We start from the raw sequence: 17,213 nt of genomic DNA on the forward strand, positions 1-17,213 counted from the left end.
AAACGCCCGCTGCCATCAGTCCGCGGGCGTCTGGACAAACGATCGAGAACCACGACTGCAACCGACAGGCCCCACCGTATCACCGCTTCCCCGTAAAGCGGAGGAGCTACAAGCCGCGCGATTCACCTCTCGGCGAACCTCGTCGTTACCGAGCCGTTAAAGGCCCCAACCCGACTCGGTGAGGGCCTTGACAGACTCTTGGGAACCGGTGAGGCGGACCTGTGCGACATCGGTGCGGCCGAGCGCCCAGAGCATCAGTTCCCCCACGGGTCCGTGCACGCGCACGGCGGCGCCTCCGGGGGCCGAACGGGGTCCGGAACGGGGTTTACGGACAGACCCCCTGGGGCGTCCCGCCGAGATCCGCACGCTTCTTCCATCCGGCCGGATCAAGGTCACGTCAACGGGCACTTTTCTGAGGGCAAAGCGGGCAATTCTTATGCGCCGCCACAGAAGTTCCTCCAGGGGCAGGCTCAGCGGCCTGGGGTCGGTGCCGGGCCGTGCACGCCGGACGTCCTCATGGTGAACAAAGAACTCCACCCCGTTAGCGATTTTGTCCACGCCCGGAACCGCGTACGGCGACCACTTCGGCGGTCCCTGCCGAATCCGGTCGACGAGCCGCTCGAACGGGACCTTCCGGACGGTGCGCCGCCGTACCCGCTCGGTATGGAAGGCCAGCGGCCGCACCGCTATTCCCGGGAGGGTGTCCGGCCGGCCCTCCCGGACCACCAGATGGGCGGCCAGGTCGGCGGCCGTCCAGCCCGCGCACTCGGTGGGCGCGCCGGGCCCGGCGGCCAGGAGGGCGTCGCAGAGCAGCTCGCGCTCCCGCCGTACCGGGTCGCCCGGGGCCCGCCGGGGCTCCGGGGGCGGCGCCGGGGAGTCGTCCGGGCCGGATGTCGGATTCATCCGGCGATGGTAAATCGCGCGCTGCTCGCCGGGAATAAGCGCCCTGGGTGGATGGTAGGCATGTGCAGGCCCGCAACTCCCCCCGCCGGCGCCCGGCGCCGGGGGAAACCCTGGGCGTCGAGCTTTTGAGGTCTATGAGGAGGAGTGGCCGTGCCAGCTGGGTCACCGCGCGTCGACCCGCGCATACTCAGAGAGGGAATGCGGGTGCTGGGGGTGGCGATTCGCGCCGAGCCCCGGGTGTTCGCGCTCTCGGTGATCGCCAGCGGGGTGTACGCGGCGATGACGGTGGGGACGGCGCAGGTCCTCGGGTGGGCGACCGAGGAGGTGATGCTGCCCGCCTTCCGGTCCGGTGACACCACCGCGGGGGCGCTCGCCGCCGCCGCCGTGGCGATCATGGCCGTGGCGCTGTTCAAGGCGCTGGGCGTGGCGGGCCGCCGCTTCTTCGCGGGGCTCATGCAGTACCGGATGCAGGCGCGCTACCGGCGCGCGGTCACCCGCCAGTACCTGCGGCTCCCCCTCGCCTGGCACCACCGCCACCCGACCGGGCAGCTGCTGTCGAACGCCAACGCCGACGTCGAGGCGGCCTGGGCGCCGATCGCGCCGCTCCCGATGGCCGTCGGCGTGGTGTTCATGCTGGTGATCGCGGCGGTGTCCATCGTGCTGACCGACGTGACGGTGGCGATCGTCGGGTTCCTGGTGTTCCCGGCCATCGCGCTGCTCAACGTCCTCTACCAGCGGAGGCTGGCGCCGGTGGCCACGCGCGCCCAGCAGCTGCGGGCCGAGGTGAGCGAGGTCGCGCACGAGAGCTTCGAGGGCGGCCTGGTGGTCAAGACCCTCGGCCGCGAGCGGTCCGAGACCGAGCGCTTCGCCGCCGCGGCGGACGCGCTGCGCGACGCCAACATCGCGGTGGGGCGGGTGCGCGGGCTGTTCGACCCGGTCCTGGAGGCGCTGCCCAACCTGGGCGTGCTGGCCGTGCTGCTGGTCGGGTCCGCCCGGCTGGACGCCGGGGCGATGACGGCGGGCGACCTGGTGCACGTGGCGTACCTGTTCACCCTGCTGGCCTGGCCGATCCGGGCGCTCGGCTGGGTGCTGGCCGAGGTGCCGCGCAGCGTGGTCGGCTGGCGGCGGGTCCGCGGCGTCCTGGACGCGGGCGGCTCCCTGCCGTACGGCGAGGACGGCCTGGACGGCGGCGGCGGCAAGGCGGCCGCCCTGGAGGTCCGCGAGGTCCGCTTCGCCTACGAGACGGCGGGCGAGCGCGGCGAGGACCTCCAGGAAGGCGGGCACGGCGAGGACGGCGGGGACCGCGAGGGCGCGGACGGCGGGCGGGCCCCCGCGCCCACGGTCCTGCACGACGTCAGCTTCGCGACCGAGCCCGGCCGCACGGTCGCGGTCGTGGGCCCGACCGGTTCCGGGAAGTCCACGCTGACGTCCCTGCTGGTCCGGCTCGTCGACCCGGCCGACGGCTCGGTGCTGCTGGACGGCGTGGACGCGCGCGACGTGCGGCGCGGCGGGATCGCCGCGACCGCGGCGCTGGTGCCGCAGCAGACGTTCCTGTTCGACGACGACGTCCGCGGCAACGTGACCCTGGGCCTGGACGTGCCGGACGAGCGCGTCTGGGAGGCCCTGCGGCTGGCCCAGGCGGACGGCTTCGTCGCGGCGCTCCCGGGCGGCCTGGACACCAGGGTCGGGGAGCGCGGCGCGACGCTGTCGGGCGGCCAGCGGCAGCGGCTCGCGCTGGCCCGCGCGCTGGTGCGGCGGCCGCGCCTGCTGGTCCTGGACGACGCGACGTCCAGCGTGGACCCCCAGGTGGAGGCCCGGATCCTCCAGGGCATCCGGGACGCGCAGGAGAGCGGCGAGGGCGGCGCGACGGTGGTCGTGGTCGCCTACCGCAAGGCCACGATCGCCCTGGCGGACGAGGTCGTCTACATGGAGCACGGCCGCGTGATCGACCGCGGCTCCCACGCGGAGCTGCTGGACCGCTCCGAGGGCTACCGCAACCTCGTCAACGCCTACGAGCGCGCCGAGGCCGAGCAGGAGGCCCTGGACGCCGAGGCCGAGGCCCAGGCCCAGGCCGGCGGCGCGGGCGCCGGAACGGACGAGCGCCCCGGTGGCGAGGAGGGCGAGGAAGTGGAGGCGCTGCGATGACGACGCTGAACGAGGTCGCCGCCGGCGAGGGCGCGCTCCGCACGCTGGGGCGCGGGCTGCGGCTGAGCCCGGAGTTCAAGGCCGGGCTGGCCGGGACGCTGCTGCTGGCGCTGGTCGCGACCGCGGGCCGGGTGGTGGTGCCGATCGCCGTCCAGCAGACCCTCGACAGGGGCCTGGGCGCCGCCGGCGGGCCCGACGTGGGCTTCATCCGGACCGCCGTGCTGCTGTGCGCGGTGGCGGTGGGGATCACGGCGCTGAGCGCGTACCTGATGAACGTGCGGCTCTACAAGACCACCGAGACGGGCCTGGCCACGCTGCGGGTCAAGGCGTTCCGGCACGTGCACGACCTGTCGATGCTCACCCAGAGCGGGGAGCGGCGCGGCGCGCTGGTGTCCCGGGTGACCGGCGACGTCGACCAGATCAGCCAGTTCATGCAGTGGGGCGGGCTGATGATCGTCGTCTCGCTGGGGCAGCTGGTGGTGGCGAGCGTGCTGATGGCGGTCTACTCCTGGCAGCTGACGCTGCTGGTCTGGCTGACGTTCCTGCCGCTGGCGCTGGCGCTGCGCTGGTTCCAGCGGCTGGTGTCGGCCGCGTACACGCAGGTCCGGGAGCGGACGGGCGACCTGCTCGCGGCGGTCAGCGAGTCGGTGGTGGGCGCCCCGGTGATCCGCGCGTACGGGTCGGAGGAGCGCACCGCCGAGCGGGTCGACCGGACGGTGAACGCCACCCGGAAGGCGCAGACGAAGGCGCAGGGGCTGGTGGCGCTGACGTTCCCCTCCAGCGAGCTGGTCGCGGCGGCCGCCACGGCCGGCGTGGTCGTCGCCGGGACGCTGCTGGGCGTGGGCGGGCACCTGACGGCCGGGAAGCTGGTGGCGTTCCTGTTCCTGGTGACGCTGTTCGTCAGCCCCATGCAGACCGCCACGGAGGTCCTGAACGAGGCGCAGAACGCGATCGCCGGCTGGCGGCGTGTCCTGGGCGTCCTGGACACCGAGCCCGACGTGGCCGACCCCGGCGAGGACGGCGAGGTGCTGCCGCGCGGCCCGATCGAGGTGCGGTTCGAGGACGTGGGGTTCGCCTACCCGGGCGGGCCGCCCGTCCTGCACGGGGTGAACGCGGCGATCGCGCCGCGCAGCAGGGTCGCCATCGTGGGCGAGACGGGGTCGGGCAAGACGACGTTCGCCAAGCTGCTGACCCGCCTCATGGACCCGTCCTCCGGGCGGGTGCTCGTCGACGGCGTCCCCCTGGAGCGGGTCCGGTTCTCGTCGCTGCGCGAGCGGATCGTGATGGTGCCGCAGGACGGGTTCCTGTTCGACGCCTCGCTCGCCGACAACATCCGGTACGGCCGGCCGGGCGCCTCCGACGAGGACCTCGTGCTGGCCATGACCGAGCTGGGCCTGGCCGACTGGCTGGACGGGCTGCCGCGCGGCCTGGAGACGCCGGTGGGGCAGCGCGGCGAGTCGCTGTCGGCCGGCGAGCGGCAGCTGGTCGCGCTGGCGCGGGCGTACGTCGCGGATCCGGACCTGCTCGTCCTGGACGAGGCCACCTCGGCGGTCGACCCGGCCACCGAGGTCCGGATCCAGCGGGCGCTGGACGGGGTGACCCGGGGTCGCACCGCGATCTCGATCGCGCACCGGCTGTCGACCGCGGAGGCGGCCGACGAGGTGATCGTGTTCGACGCGGGCCGGATCGTCCAGCGGGGCCCGCACGCCGAGCTGGTCGCCGAGCCCGGCGTCTACGCGGATCTGCACGCCTCGTGGATCGCCCAGCGGGCGATCTGATCCGGTCAACGGACAACGATCAGGGCTAAAGCACTTGCCCGTTATCTGGTCGGGTGCGCATTCTGCTGTCGTGAACAACGAGGTCGTGATGCAAACAGCGGGCACGCTGCACGGTCAGCTGCAGCGGGGTCTGGGCCGGGCGGCGCGGCGCGCCGCCGACACTCCGGGCGCGGGCGAGTACGTCTTCGACTGCATACGCAGGGATCCGCGCTGGGACCGGCAGTGCGAGGAGCGCGGCCTCTATTACGCCCGGCTGATGGTCGACCTGGAGCTGCCGGCGGGACCGGTGGCCGAGCACCTCTTCGACCCCGCCGACCAGGCCGACGGCGACGAGTGGCGCGTGCAGCTGGCGCTGGACGTGCTGGTGGAGCTGGTGCGGCTGAGCCGGCGGGAGGCCGCGGTGCCGCTGCGGCGGTACGCCGAGGAGGGCACGCACTGGTTCGACGCCCTGGACGCGCTGGCGGAGCTGGGCGATCCGGCGCTGGCGGGCGGCCTGGACGCGCTGGTCGCGGACCGCTGCGACGAGTCCACGCTCGACTGCCTGGTGGCGGGCGCGGCGGGCGCGCGCGGCGCGGTGATCGAGAGCTGGGCGGCGCGGCAGCCCCGCATCGCCGACGCGCTCGCCAAACGGCGGGCGGCGGGGCGGCCACGGCGGCCGGGGGGCGGCGCCACGGTACGCGGAGGGCGGGCGGAACGTACCGAGGCGGAGCTGCTGGACCTGGCCAGGCGGCGCGACGACGGCGCCGTGGCCGCGATCTTCGAGCTGGGCCGGCGGCGCGCGCCGGGGCTGCTCGACCTGGCCGAGGAGCTGCTGCCGCAGCGTCCCGGCAGATGGGGCGGCGCGGTGTGCCGGGCGCTGCGCGAGTACGGGCCGGAGGCGCTGCCTCGGGCGCGCGCGTGGGCGGCGACGCACGGCGGCTGCGCCGGCATCGGCCTGCGCATCCTCGCCAGGCACGGCACCAGGCAGGACATCCCCCTGCTCATGAACGAGCTGCACGGCGCCCTGGAGCGCCGCGATTGGGGTGATGCCGCCGGACCCATCGAGGGCTTGGGGAGGCTGCGGGCGGGCGAGTCCGTCCCGCTGCTGAAGGACGCCTGGTCCGAGTCGGCCTACTCCTACCTGCGGCCGCGGGTGCTGACCGCGCTGACCCGCACCGCCCCCCACACCGCCGAGTCCTTCACCGTCGAGGGCCTGTGGGACTGCGAGGAGGGCGTCCGGGAGGTCGCCGTCCGGACCGCCCCCGTCACCGCCGAGACGCGCATCCGCATGCAGCGCCTGCACCATGACGCCGCCGAGGACCCGGGCGTGCGCGCGACCGCCGCGAGCCGCCTGTTGTGACCGGCCGCCCTGACCGCGCGATGTGATCCGCGGCCGCGGCGCTGAACCCGGCCCGCCGCCGCTGCGTACCTTCCGTCGAATCGCGCATCTGCATCGCGGAAGGACGGCCCATGGGCTCCCTGTTCCACACCCCGGTCAAGACCGTGCTGCTGTGCGGTGCCGCCCTCGTCCTGCCGGCGGCCGCCGCCGGCTGCTCGGGCGGGCACGGCGGGCACGGCGCGGACGGGGCCCCGGCCGCCAAGGAGGCCACGATCGAGCAGCTCGCCGAGCGGACCGGCTGCACGCTCACCGGCACCCGCAAGGCGGCGGAACTGAAGCAGGGCCAGTGCAAGAACGGCAAGGGCCGGTACGTGCTGGTCAGCTTCACCTCCGACAAGACCAGGGACTCCTGGCTCACCGAGGCCAAGCCGTGGGGCGGCACGTACCTGGTCGGCCCGAAGTGGGTCGCCGTCGCCACCCCGCAGATCCTGGAGACGCTGCGCAAGGACGTCGGCGGCAGGATCGTCAAGGGCGACGACCACGGCGGCGGAGGCGGGGGCGGCGGGCAGCAGCACGGCAGCGGCCACGGGAGCTGACCCGCCATCACCGCGGGGTACTACTTTCCGCCGCCCGAGGTTCCCTCCGAGGGAGGGGGGCGGGGCGGGCACCGCCGTCTAGACTCGCAGCCATGATCTCCCCTCTGCGACGGACACTGGCCGTACTGCCCCTGGTCCTGCTACCGCTCGGTGCGGCCGCCGCCTGCGGTGGCGAGGGCGCCCAGACCGACTGCAACCTCAACTCCTGCACGGTGACCTTCGACCGCGGGGTCGACGCGAGCGCGTCCATCCTCGGCGTCAAGGCCGAGCTGGTGAGCGTGCAGGGGCAGAACGTCACGATGAAGGTCGCCGGCCAGCAGATCACCGTCCCGGTCGGTGAGGGCGAGCAGGCCGACGGGTTCAACGTCACGGTCCAGTCGGTCACCCAGGAGAACGTGGTCGTCAAGATCTCCAACGGCGGCGGCGGCTGATCCGCGGGGGCGGCCCCGTCCCGGGCAGGTGTCGCGGCGCGCGGAAACGGTTACGTTACTAGGCAGTAGCCCGCGTTCTGGAGACCGGACATGACCCTCAGGGATCCTTCCGCCGCCCCGCCGCGACCCGCCTCCCGCGCGCGCGAGCGCGCCCGCCGGCTCCGGCCGTACCACGTGGAGCGGGACCTGCCGGTCACCATGCCGGACGGGGCGACGCTGCTCGCCGACCGGTACGTCCCGCTCGGGGCGCGCCGCCCGCCCCCGACCATCCTGGTGCGGACCCCGTACGGGCGGCGCGGCCCGGCGGCCGTGCTCAACGGGCTGCCGTTCGTGCCGTTCGGGTTCCAGCTGGTCGTGCAGAGCGCGCGCGGGACGTTCGGGTCGGAGGGCGAGTTCGACCCGCTCGGCAGCGAGCACGACGACGGCCTGGCCACCGTGGCGTGGCTGCGGGAGCGGCCGTGGTTCGGCGGGACGTTCGGCATGTACGGCGCCAGCTACCTGGGGTACGCGGCCTGGGCGCTGGCCGCCGCGGCCGGGCCGGAGCTGAGGGCGATGGCGGTGCAGGTCACCGCCTCCTCGTTCCGGGACGCGGCGTACGTCGGCGGCTCGTTCGCGCTGGAGTCCACGCTGACCTGGACCGATCTGACCCACCGGCAGCAGCGGCGGTTCGGGATGCTCACCGCTCCCCTGCTGTCGCGGCGCCGCGCGATCCGCGCGGCCCGCACCGGGCGGCCGCTGGCGGAGCTGGACGTGCTGGCCGGCGGCGCCCCGATGCGCTTCTACCAGGACCTCCTCGCCGCGCACCGCGACCCCGGCTCGGCGTACTGGCTCAAGCGGGACTTCAGCGGGACGGTCGGCGAAGTCGCGGCGCCGGTGTCGATGGTCGGCGGCTGGTACGACGTGTTCCTGCCCTGGGAGGTCAGGGACTACCTGGCGCTGCGGGCGGCCGGGCACCGCCCGTACCTCACGATCGGCCCGTGGTGGCACGCCGACGCGCGGCACGGCCTGGCGGCGTTCCGCGACTCCCTGGCCTGGTTCCGCGCCCACCTGCGCGGCGACCCCTCCTGGCTGCGCGCCGAGCCCGTGCGCCTGTACGTGACCGGGGCGCGCGAGTGGCGCGACTACCGGGACTGGCCGCCGCCCGGGATGCGGCAGGAGCGCTGGCACCTGCACTCGGGAGGCGGCCTCGGCCGGGACGGGCCGCGGGAGGCGCCGCCCAGCCGGTACCGCTTCCATCCCACGAGGCCCACGCCCGCGCTGGGCGGCCCCACGCTGCTGGGGAGCTCCCGGCCGGTGGACAACCGGCCCCTGGAGCGGCGCCCGGACGTGCTGGTCTTCTCCTCGCCCGTGCTGGACGCGGACCTGGACGTCATCGGCCCGGTCGGCGCCGACCTGTTCGTCCGGTCGGACCGGGAGCACACCGACTTCATCGTCCGGCTCTGCGACGTGGCGCCGGACGGCACGTCCCGCAACGTCTGCGAGGGCGGCCTGCGCCTGGATCCGGACCGGCCGGCCGCCGACAAGCCGGTGGGGACCGCGGGCGTGCGGCGGCTGGCCGTCGACCTGTGGCCGGCCGGGCACCGGTTCCTCCGCGGGCACCGCGTCCGCGTCCACGTGACCAGCGGCGCGTACCCGAAGGTGGCGGCCAACCCCGGCACCGGGGAGCCGATCGCGACCGCGCGCGCGTCCGTGCCCGCCGACCAGGAGGTCTTCCACGACCCCGACCACCCGTCGGCGATCCTGCTGCCGGTCGCCGGGCGGCCGCCGGAGGCCGCCTCCCCCGCCCCGGACGAGGAGGCCGGGCCGGGCCTTCCCGGCGAACCCTAGGTAGAATGTCGGAATCATGATCGGTTCCGGAACCACGGCGAGCCTGCGCATGGTGCTGTTCACCATGGCGCTGGCCTGCGTCGACGACGGCCTGTGTCGGCGATGCCGGCACCGCCGGCGCCGGTGTCACTGACGCCCTGACGTCCCTGATCCGCCGCCCCGCCGCTCTCCCCGCCTCCCCCGCCTCCCCGGTCGGACCGCGCGGCCCTCGCGCGCCGCCCGGGTCCCGTTCGCTCCCTGGAGATCCACGTTGTCCGCGACGCTGCCCTCGCGCCTGCGCCTGCCGGCCCCGCCGCCCACCTCCGCCCCGCCGCCCGCCGCCGGCGGCCTCAAGCCCGTGAACCGCGTCCCGCTGGCGCTGGCCGGGCTCGGCTCGGCCGCCCTCACCGCGTACGTGTGGTGGCAGCACGGCGCCAAGCAGGGCGTCCTCCTGCTGCTGGGGCTCGGCCTCGGGCTGGCGCTGTTCCACTCCCGGTTCGGCTTCACCTCCGCCTGGCGGCAGCTCGTCGCCGTCGGGAACGGCACCGGCCTGCGCGCCCACGCCCTCCTGCTCGGCACCACCGCCACCCTCTTCGCGCTCATCATCGGCACCGGCACCGGCCTGTTCGGCTCGACCCCGGCGCCCTCGGACGGCGATCTCGGCGTCGCGCTGCTGGCCGGGGCCTTCCTGTTCGGCATCGGCATGCAGCTCGGCGGCGCCTGCGCGTCCGGGACGCTGTTCGCCATCGGCTCCGGCCAGTCGGCGATCGTGCTGACGCTCGGCGGCTTCATCGCCGGCTCGATCCTCTACACCTGGCAGTTCGACCTGGTGAAGGACCTGCCCGCCGTCCCCGGCGTGGTGATGTCCGACCACATCGGCTGGTTCGGCTCGTGGGCGGTCACCATCGCCGCGCTGGCGGCCGTGGCCGCGCTCACCCGGGTGATCCAGAAGCGCCGCAACCCGCCGCCGGTGGGCGCCGTCCCGACCGCCCGCGGGCCGCTCCGGATCGTCCGCGGCTCCTGGCCGCTGCTCGCCGGCGCCCTGGTGCTGGCGGCGCTGGGCGGCGCCGTCCTGCTGGTGTCCGGCGGCGCCTGGGGCATCACCAGCGCGTTCGCGCTCTGGGGCGCGAAGTTCCTGCAGGCGATCGGGCTCCAGCCGGAGACCTGGACGTACTGGGAGGCGCCCCGGCAGGCCGCGCAGCTGGCCGGGCCGGTGCTGGCCGACAAGACCAGCCTCACCGACATCGGGATCATGCTCGGCGCCGCCGTCGCCGCCGCCGCGAGCGGGGCGTGGACCCTGCACCGCGGCATTCCGGCGCGTACCGCCGCGGCCGCCGTCCTCGGCGGGATCCTCATGGGCATCGGGGCCCGGCTGGCCGGCGGCTGCAACATCGGCGCCTACCTGGCCGGGATCGCCTCCGGCAGCCTGCACGGCTGGCTGTGGGGCCTGGTGGCGCTCGGCGGCACCTTCGTGGGCCTGCGCGCCCGCGCCCTGTTCGGCCTGGCCAACCCCACCCCGCGCGACAGCGTGTGCTGACGATCACGTCCCCGGCCGGACCGTCCGGTCCGGCCGGGCGACCGTCAGCGGACGGGGCTGCCCGCCGCCCGGAGCGCGTCCTTGACCTCGGAGACCTTCAGCTCGCCGAAGTGGAACACGCTGGCGGCCAGCACGGCGTCCGCCCCGGCCGCGATCGCCGGCGGGAAGTGCTCCAGCGCCCCGGCGCCGCCGCTGGCGATCACCGGGACGGTCACGGCCTCCCGCACCCGCCGCAGCATCTCCAGGTCGAACCCGGCCTTGGTGCCGTCGGCGTCCATGGAGTTGAGCAGGATCTCCCCCACGCCCAGCTCCTCGCCACGCCGCGCCCACTCGACCGCGTCGATCCCGGTGCCCTTGCGGCCGCCGTGCGTCGTGACCTCGAAACCGCTCCCGGTCCCCGCGGCGCGCCGGGCGTCCACCGACAGGACCACGCACTGCGAGCCGTACCGGTGCGCCGCCTCCCGCAGGAACTCGGGCCGGGCGATCGCCGCCGTGTTGATCGACACCTTGTCGGCGCCCGCGCGGAGCAGCCGGTCGACGTCCTCGACGGTGCGGACGCCGCCGCCGACCGTCAGCGGGATGAACACCTGCTCGGCCGTCCGCCGCACCACGTCGTAGGTGGTGGAGCGGTCGCCGCTGGACGCGGTGATGTCCAGGAACGTCAGCTCGTCCGCGCCCTCGGCGTCGTACCGGCGGGCCAGCTCGACCGGGTCCCCGGCGTCCCGCAGGTTCTGGAAGTTGACGCCCTTGACCACCCGCCCGGCGTCCACGTCCAGGCACGGGATCACCCGCACCGCAACCGTCATGATTCCCCCCGGTACGCCTCGACCTCGACCTCGACCAGCATCCGCGGGTCGATCAGGCCCGCCACGACGAGCACGGTCGCCGCCGGGCGGACGTGCTTGAACAGGCTGCCGTGCGCCCGGCCGACGTCGGCGGAGTCGCCGGCCCGGGTGATGAACATCCGGGTGCGGACGACGTCGTTGCGGGTCAGCCCGAGCCGCTCCAGCGACCACAGGGCGATCTGGAACGCGGTCCTGGTCTGCTCGTACGGGTCGCCGACGTGGACGACCTTGCCGTCCACGGTGGCGGTGCAGCCGGCGACGAGCGCCAGGTTCCCGGCCATGACGGCGCGGGAGTAGCCGAACTCGTCCTCCCACGGCCCGCCGGACGAGATCCGCTCGATCACTTCACGGCCTCGAGCGCCTCTTCGAGGGTGAACGCCTGCGCGTACAGGGCCTTGCCCACGATCGCCCCCTCGACACCGTCGGCCACCAGGCCGGCCAGGGCGCGCAGGTCGTCCAGGGACGACACGCCGCCGGAGGCGATCACGGGCTTGGCGGTACGGGAGCAGACCTCGCGCAGCAGCTCGGTGTTGGGGCCGCGCAGCGTGCCGTCCTTGGTGACGTCGGTGACCACGTAGCGGGGGCAGCCGTCGTCCTCCAGGCGGTCGAGGACCTCCCACAGGTCGCCGCCCTCGCGGGTCCAGCCGCGCGCGGCCAGCGTGGTGCCGCGCACGTCCAAGCCCACCGCGATCTTGTCACCGTGGGACGCGATGATCTTGCGGCACCACTCCGGGTCCTCCAGCGCGGCGGTGCCGATGTTGACGCGGGCGCAGCCGGTGGCCAGCGCCGCCTCCAGGGAGGCGTCGTCGCGGATGCCGCCCGACAGCTCCACCTTCACGTCCAGCCGCCCGGTGACCTCGGCGAGCAGCTCCCGGTTGGAGCCGCGGCCGAACGCCGCGTCCAGGTCGACCAGATGGATCCACTCCGCCCCCGCGGACTGCCAGGCCAGCGCGGCCTCCAGGGGCGCGCCGTACGAGGTCTCGGTGCCGGCCTCGCCCTGCACCAGGCGCACGGCCTGGCCGTCGGCGACGTCGACTGCGGGAAGGAGCGTGAGTGTCATGGGGATAGACCTTATCGACGGTGGGAGACGGGCTCAGGAGACGGTGGCGAGCCAGTTCTTCAGCAGCTCGGCGCCGGCGTCGCCGGACTTCTCCGGGTGGAACTGGGTGGCGCACAGCGGCCCGTTCTCGACGGCCGCGACGAAGCGGTCGCCGTGCTCGGCCCAGGTGACCAGCGGCGGCTGGATGAGACCGGACGGGTCGGGCGCCAGCTCCCAGCGGCGGGCCGCGTAGGAGTGGACGAAGTAGAACCGGGTGCCGGCGTCCATGCCGCGGAACAGCTCGCTGCCCTCGGGCGCGTCGACGGTGTTCCAGCCCATGTGCGGCACCACCGGCGCCTCCAGGCGGTCGACGGTGCCGGGCCACTCGGCGCAGCCCTCGGTGGTGACGCCGTGCTCGATGCCCTTGGCGAACAGGATCTGCATGCCGACGCAGATGCCCAGCACCGGCCGGCCGCCGGCCAGGCGGCGGCCGATGATCTGGTCGCCGCGGACGCCGCGCAGGCCCTCCATGCAGGCCGAGAACGCGCCCACGCCCGGAACGATCAGCCCGTCGGCGTCCAGCGCCGCGTCCCGGTCCGGGGTGACGGTGACGTCCACGCCGTGCCGGGCGACGGCGCGCTCGGCGGAGCGCAGGTTGCCCGAGCCGTAGTCGAGGATGACGATCTTCTTGCTCACAGGTTCATCACCCCGGCGGCGAAGGCCAGCGCCATCAGCACGAAGACCACCACCGCGGCGATCTTCAGTCCCTGCTTGATGAAGCTGATCACGCCCATCAGCAGGAAGACGGCCAGGCCGAAGAGCAGGACGTTGCCGTAGGTGAACTCGAGGCCGCCGATGGTCACGGCTACAGCGCCCCCTTGGTGGACGGGATGCCGTGCACCTTGGGGTCGAACGCGACGGCGTCGCGCAGCGCCCGGGCCAGGGCCTTGAACTGGGCCTCGACGATGTGGTGGGCGTTGCGGCCGTACGGGACGTGGACGTGCAGCGCGACCTGCGCGTTGGACACGAACGACTCGAAGATGTGCCGGGTCATCGTGGTGTCGTACTCCGGGCCGATCATCGGCGCCATGCCCTCGGGCTCGACGTGGACCAGGTACGGGCGGCCGGACACGTCCACGGTCACCTGGGCCAGCGCCTCGTCCAGCGGGATCGACGCGTCAGCGAACCGCCGGATGCCCGACTTGTCGCCCAGCGCCCGGCGGAACGCCTGGCCCAGCGCGATCGCGGTGTCCTCGATCGTGTGGTGGCTGTCGATGTACAGGTCGCCGGAGGTCTTGACGGTCAGGTCGAACGACCCGTGCTTGCCCAGCTGGGCCAGCATGTGGTCGAAGAAGCCGACGCCGGTGGCCACGTCGACGGCGCCGGTCCCGTCCAGGTCGATCTCGACCAGGACCTGCGTCTCCTTGGTGCCCCGCTCGATGCGGCCGGTGCGACTCACGAGATCTCCTTCACTGCGGTCAGGGCGGTCCGGAAGGCGGCCATCTCCTCGGGGGTGCCGACGCTGACGCGCAGCCACTCGGGCGGGCCGACCTCCCGGATCAACACGCCGCGTTCGAGCATCTGTTCCCAGGCCCGGCGGCGGTCCGCGAAGCGGCCGAACAGCACGAAGTTGGCGTCGGAGTCGGCCACCGTGAAGCCCTCGGCGCGCAGCCAGGCCACGACGGCGTCGCGCTCGGCGCGCAGCCGGTCGACCGAGCCGAGCAGTTCGTCGCCGTGCGCGAGCGCGGTGCGGGCGACGGCCTGGGTGACGGCCGACAGGTGGTACGGCAGCCGGACCAGCAGCAGCGCCTCCAGGACGGCCGGGTCGGCGGCCAGGTAGCCGAGGCGGGTGCCGGCCATCGCGAACGCCTTGGACATCGTCCGGGTGACGATCAGCCGCGGGTTGCCCGGCAGCAGCGTCAGCGCGGACGGGGTGCCGGCGCGGCGGAACTCGGCGTACGCCTCGTCCACCACCACCATGCCCGGCGCCGCCTCCAGCACCGCCTCGATCGACTCCAGCGGCAGGGCGGTGCCGGTCGGGTTGTTCGGCGAGGTCAGGAACACGATGTCGGGCCGGTGCTCCTCGATCGCCGCGACGGCCCGCGCGGGCTCCAGCCCGAAGTCCTCGTCGCGGTGCGCGTCGATCCAGCGGGTGCCGGAGACCCGGGTGATGATCGGGTGCATCGAGTACGACGGCTCGAAGCCGACCGCGCTGCGGCCGGGGCCGCCGAACGCCTGCAGGATCTGCTGGATGATCTCGTTGGAGCCGTTGGCCGCCCACACCTGCCCGGCCGTGAGCCCGGCGCCGGGCGTGTCGGCGTTCAGGAACGCCGCCAGGTCCGCGCGCAGCGCCACGGCGTCGCGGTCGGGGTAGCGGTTGAGCCGCCCGGCCGTGCCCGCGACCGCCTCGCCGAGGGCCTTCACGAGGCGCTCGGACGGCGGGTACGGGTTCTCGTTGGTGTTGAGCGCGTACGGGACGTCCAGCTGGGGCGCGCCGTAGGGGCTTAGCCCGCGCAGGTCGTCGCGCAGCGGCAGGTCGTTCAGCGAGGTCACGCGGCGCCTCCCGGGATCGTCCAGCCGAAGCGGGCCTTGAGAGCGGCGCCGTGGGCGGGCAGGTCCTCGGCCTCGGCCAGCGTCACCACGCGGGCGGTGGCCTCGGCGAGGGCGGCCTCGTCGTACTCCACGACGTGGATCCCGCGCAGGAACGACTGCACCGACAGCCCCGAGGAGTGGCAGGCGCAGCCGCCCGTGGGCAGCACGTGGTTGGACCCGGCCAGGTAGTCGCCCAGCGACACCGGGGCGTGCGGGCCGATGAAGATCGCGCCGGCGTTGCGGACCCGGGCGGCCAGCCCGCGCGCGTCCGCGGTCTGGATCTCCAGGTGCTCGGCGGCGTAGGCGTCGACGACCCTGAGGCCGTCCTCCAGCCCGGAGACCAGCACGATGCCGGACTGCCGGCCGGCCAGCGCCGCGGTGATCCGCTCGACGTGCCGCGTCCGCTCCACCTGGGCCTTGAGCTCGCCCTCGACCGCGTCGGCCAGCTCGGGCGAGTCGGTGACCAGGACGGCCGCGGCGAGCGTGTCGTGCTCGGCCTGGCTGATCAGGTCGGCGGCCACGTGGACGGGGTCGGCGGTCGCGTCGGCCAGCACCGCGATCTCGGTCGGGCCGGCCTCGGAGTCGATCCCGATCACGCCCTTGAGCAGCCGCTTGGCGGCGGCCACGTAGACGTTGCCGGGTCCGGTGACCAGGTCGGCGCGGGGGCACTCGGCGGTGCCGTAGGCGAACATCGCCACCGCCTGGGCGCCGCCGGCCGCGTACACCTCGTCGACGCCCAGCAGCGCGCAGGCCGCCAGGATCGAGGGGTGCGGCAGCCCGCCGAACTCCTTCTGGGCCGGGGACGTCACGGCCAGGGACTCGACCCCGGCCTCCTGCGCCGGCACCACGTTCATGATCACGCTGGACGGGTAGACGGCCTGGCCGCCCGGCACGTACAGGCCCACCCGGCGCACCGGCACCCACCGCTCGGTGACCGTGCCGCCCGGCACGACCCGGGTGGTCACGTCGGTGCGCCGCTGGTCGGCGTGCACCAGGCGGGTGCGGCGGATCGCCTCCTCCAGCGCGTCGCGCAGCGCCGGGTCGAGCGCGGCCAGCGCCCGGTGGATCTCCTGGACCGGGACGCGGACGCTCTCCAGCTCGACGCCGTCGAAATGGCGCGTGTGCTCCAGTACCGCCGCGGCGCCCCGATGGCGCACGTCCTCGCAGATCGGCCGCACCTTCTCGAGGGCGGCCTCGACGTCGAGTTCGGCGCGGGGCAGCACGGAGCGCAGGTCGCCGGGAAGCGAGCCGCGCAGGTCGATACGGGAAATCACCCGCCCAGTCTACGAACGACGGCCGCCCTCCCGCGCATCGTCTCACGTGCCGAGACGCCCCGTGCGACCAGTCTCACACCGGGTGCCCGGCGGCCGGCGCCGTCCACTCGCCGTCCAGGACGGTCACCGCCGTGCCGGACAGCACGACGCGGCCGCCGTCCAGGCGGGTGCCGACGAGCCCGCCCCGCTCGGACGCCTGGTAGCCGGTCAGCGTGTCGCGGCCCAGCCGCGCCGACCAGAACGGGGCGAGCGCGCAGTGCGCGGACCCCGTCACCGGGTCCTCGCCGACGCCGACCGCGCCGCCGAAGGCCCGCGAGACGAAGTCGTACGGGCTCCCGGGGTCGGCCCGGGCGGTGACGATCACGACGCGGGCGCCGAAGCGGCCGAGGGCGTCGAGGTCGGGGTCGAGCTTGCGCACGGTGTCCTCGTCGGCCACCTCGGCCACAAGGTCGGGCTGGCCGTTGCGGCCGGACCAGACGATCTCCGTGCCGAGCGCCCCGGCCAGGCCGGCGGGGGCCGGGGCGGCTTCGGGCGGGTCGGCGGGGAAGTCCATCTCCAGGCCGCCGCCCTCGCCCTGGCGGACGGTCAGCACCCCGCTGCGCAGCGTCCGGAACCGGATCGGCCGGCCGGCCGGGACCAGGCCGGCCGAGTAGAGCGCGTGGCCGCTCGCCAGGGTGGCGTGGCCGCAGAGGGCGATCTCGACCGACGGGGTGAACCAGCGCAGCTCGTGACCGGCCTCCGGGTCGCCCTCCAGGGGCCGGACGAAGGCGGTCTCCGAGTGCCGCATCTCCGCGGCCACCCGCTGCATCCAGGCGGGGTCGGCCGGGGCGTCCAGCAGGCACACGCCCGCGGGGTTTCCGGCGAAGGGACGGTCGGTGAAGGCGTCGACGACGAGCATTCGCATGCCCGTGACGCTAGCCAGCGTCCGCGGCCGGGAAAACGGCCAATC

At 74.5% G+C, this 17,213-nt stretch carries 17 protein-coding genes; 7 read left to right on the top strand and 10 right to left on the bottom strand.

The annotated features are described in order from the left end of the window. Nucleotides 1-156: 156 nt before the first annotated feature. Nucleotides 157-903, bottom strand: a complete 747-nt coding sequence (locus ACA361_RS19200) for a TIGR03085 family metal-binding protein (RefSeq protein WP_375013468.1) — start codon at nucleotides 901-903, stop codon at nucleotides 157-159. A 198-nt stretch (nucleotides 904-1,101) separates the two neighbouring features. Here ACA361_RS19200 and ACA361_RS19205 point away from each other — a divergent pair, with 198 nt between their 5' ends. From ACA361_RS19205 to ACA361_RS19235, 7 genes are all read left to right on the top strand, one after another. After that, complete coding sequence (locus tag ACA361_RS19205) at nucleotides 1,102-3,048, top strand: ABC transporter ATP-binding protein (RefSeq protein ID WP_375013470.1); 1,947 nt, start codon at nucleotides 1,102-1,104, stop codon at nucleotides 3,046-3,048. Continuing rightward, nucleotides 3,045-4,826, top strand: coding sequence for an ABC transporter ATP-binding protein (locus ACA361_RS19210; RefSeq protein ID WP_375013472.1), 1,782 nt, complete (start codon nucleotides 3,045-3,047; stop codon nucleotides 4,824-4,826). Before ACA361_RS19205 ends, ACA361_RS19210 begins: the two co-directional genes overlap by 4 nt. Before the next feature lie 70 nt (nucleotides 4,827-4,896). Next, complete coding sequence (locus tag ACA361_RS19215; RefSeq protein ID WP_375013474.1) at nucleotides 4,897-6,165, top strand: hypothetical protein; 1,269 nt, start codon at nucleotides 4,897-4,899, stop codon at nucleotides 6,163-6,165. A 110-nt stretch (nucleotides 6,166-6,275) separates the two neighbouring features. After that, nucleotides 6,276-6,740 (top strand): hypothetical protein, encoded by a 465-nt coding sequence (locus tag ACA361_RS19220; RefSeq protein WP_375013476.1) that lies wholly within the window; start codon nucleotides 6,276-6,278, stop codon nucleotides 6,738-6,740. A 92-nt stretch (nucleotides 6,741-6,832) separates the two neighbouring features. Then, entirely contained in the window at nucleotides 6,833-7,171 is a 339-nt protein-coding gene (locus tag ACA361_RS19225; protein ID WP_375013477.1) for a hypothetical protein, read from the top strand. Between the two features lie 90 nt (nucleotides 7,172-7,261). Further along, on the top strand, nucleotides 7,262-8,998 hold the full coding sequence (locus ACA361_RS19230; protein ID WP_375013478.1) for a CocE/NonD family hydrolase: 1,737 nt from the start codon (nucleotides 7,262-7,264) through the stop codon (nucleotides 8,996-8,998). A gap of 250 nt (nucleotides 8,999-9,248) precedes the next feature. Next, nucleotides 9,249-10,514: a YeeE/YedE family protein gene (locus ACA361_RS19235; protein WP_375013480.1), complete on the top strand. Its 1,266-nt coding sequence runs from the start codon at nucleotides 9,249-9,251 to the stop codon at nucleotides 10,512-10,514. Between the two features lie 44 nt (nucleotides 10,515-10,558). On the opposite strand, the gene hisF is transcribed toward ACA361_RS19235, so the two are convergent. From hisF to ACA361_RS19280, 9 genes are all read right to left on the bottom strand, one after another. Then, the gene (gene hisF, locus ACA361_RS19240; RefSeq protein WP_375013482.1) at nucleotides 10,559-11,320 is read right to left on the bottom strand and encodes an imidazole glycerol phosphate synthase subunit HisF; all 762 of its coding nucleotides are present in this window, start codon (nucleotides 11,318-11,320) and stop codon (nucleotides 10,559-10,561) included. Next, entirely contained in the window at nucleotides 11,317-11,703 is a 387-nt protein-coding gene (locus ACA361_RS19245) for a RidA family protein (RefSeq protein ID WP_375013483.1), read from the bottom strand. The genes hisF and ACA361_RS19245 overlap by 4 nt, the downstream gene beginning before the upstream one ends. Continuing rightward, complete coding sequence (priA, locus tag ACA361_RS19250) at nucleotides 11,700-12,419, bottom strand: bifunctional 1-(5-phosphoribosyl)-5-((5-phosphoribosylamino)methylideneamino)imidazole-4-carboxamide isomerase/phosphoribosylanthranilate isomerase PriA (RefSeq protein WP_375013485.1); 720 nt, start codon at nucleotides 12,417-12,419, stop codon at nucleotides 11,700-11,702. The genes ACA361_RS19245 and priA overlap by 4 nt, the downstream gene beginning before the upstream one ends. Before the next feature lie 33 nt (nucleotides 12,420-12,452). Further along, entirely contained in the window at nucleotides 12,453-13,094 is a 642-nt protein-coding gene (hisH, locus tag ACA361_RS19255; RefSeq protein WP_375013487.1) for an imidazole glycerol phosphate synthase subunit HisH, read from the bottom strand. Further along, complete coding sequence (locus ACA361_RS19260; RefSeq protein ID WP_366619584.1) at nucleotides 13,091-13,261, bottom strand: hypothetical protein; 171 nt, start codon at nucleotides 13,259-13,261, stop codon at nucleotides 13,091-13,093. The genes hisH and ACA361_RS19260 overlap by 4 nt, the downstream gene beginning before the upstream one ends. A gap of 2 nt (nucleotides 13,262-13,263) precedes the next feature. After that, on the bottom strand, nucleotides 13,264-13,857 hold the full coding sequence (gene hisB / locus ACA361_RS19265) for an imidazoleglycerol-phosphate dehydratase HisB (RefSeq protein WP_375013491.1): 594 nt from the start codon (nucleotides 13,855-13,857) through the stop codon (nucleotides 13,264-13,266). Further along, nucleotides 13,854-14,951 (bottom strand): histidinol-phosphate transaminase, encoded by a 1,098-nt coding sequence (locus ACA361_RS19270; RefSeq protein WP_375013492.1) that lies wholly within the window; start codon nucleotides 14,949-14,951, stop codon nucleotides 13,854-13,856. Before ACA361_RS19270 ends, hisB begins: the two co-directional genes overlap by 4 nt. After that, nucleotides 14,948-16,264, bottom strand: coding sequence for a histidinol dehydrogenase (gene hisD / locus ACA361_RS19275; RefSeq protein WP_375013494.1), 1,317 nt, complete (start codon nucleotides 16,262-16,264; stop codon nucleotides 14,948-14,950). The genes ACA361_RS19270 and hisD overlap by 4 nt, the downstream gene beginning before the upstream one ends. Nucleotides 16,265-16,337: 73 nt before the next feature. Beyond that, nucleotides 16,338-17,168: a PhzF family phenazine biosynthesis protein gene (locus ACA361_RS19280; protein WP_375013496.1), complete on the bottom strand. Its 831-nt coding sequence runs from the start codon at nucleotides 17,166-17,168 to the stop codon at nucleotides 16,338-16,340. Nucleotides 17,169-17,213: the final 45 nt, after the last annotated feature.

The organism is Actinomadura sp. 21ATH, assembly GCF_041951345.1.
Classification (GTDB): Bacteria; Actinomycetota; Actinomycetes; order Streptosporangiales; family Streptosporangiaceae; genus Spirillospora.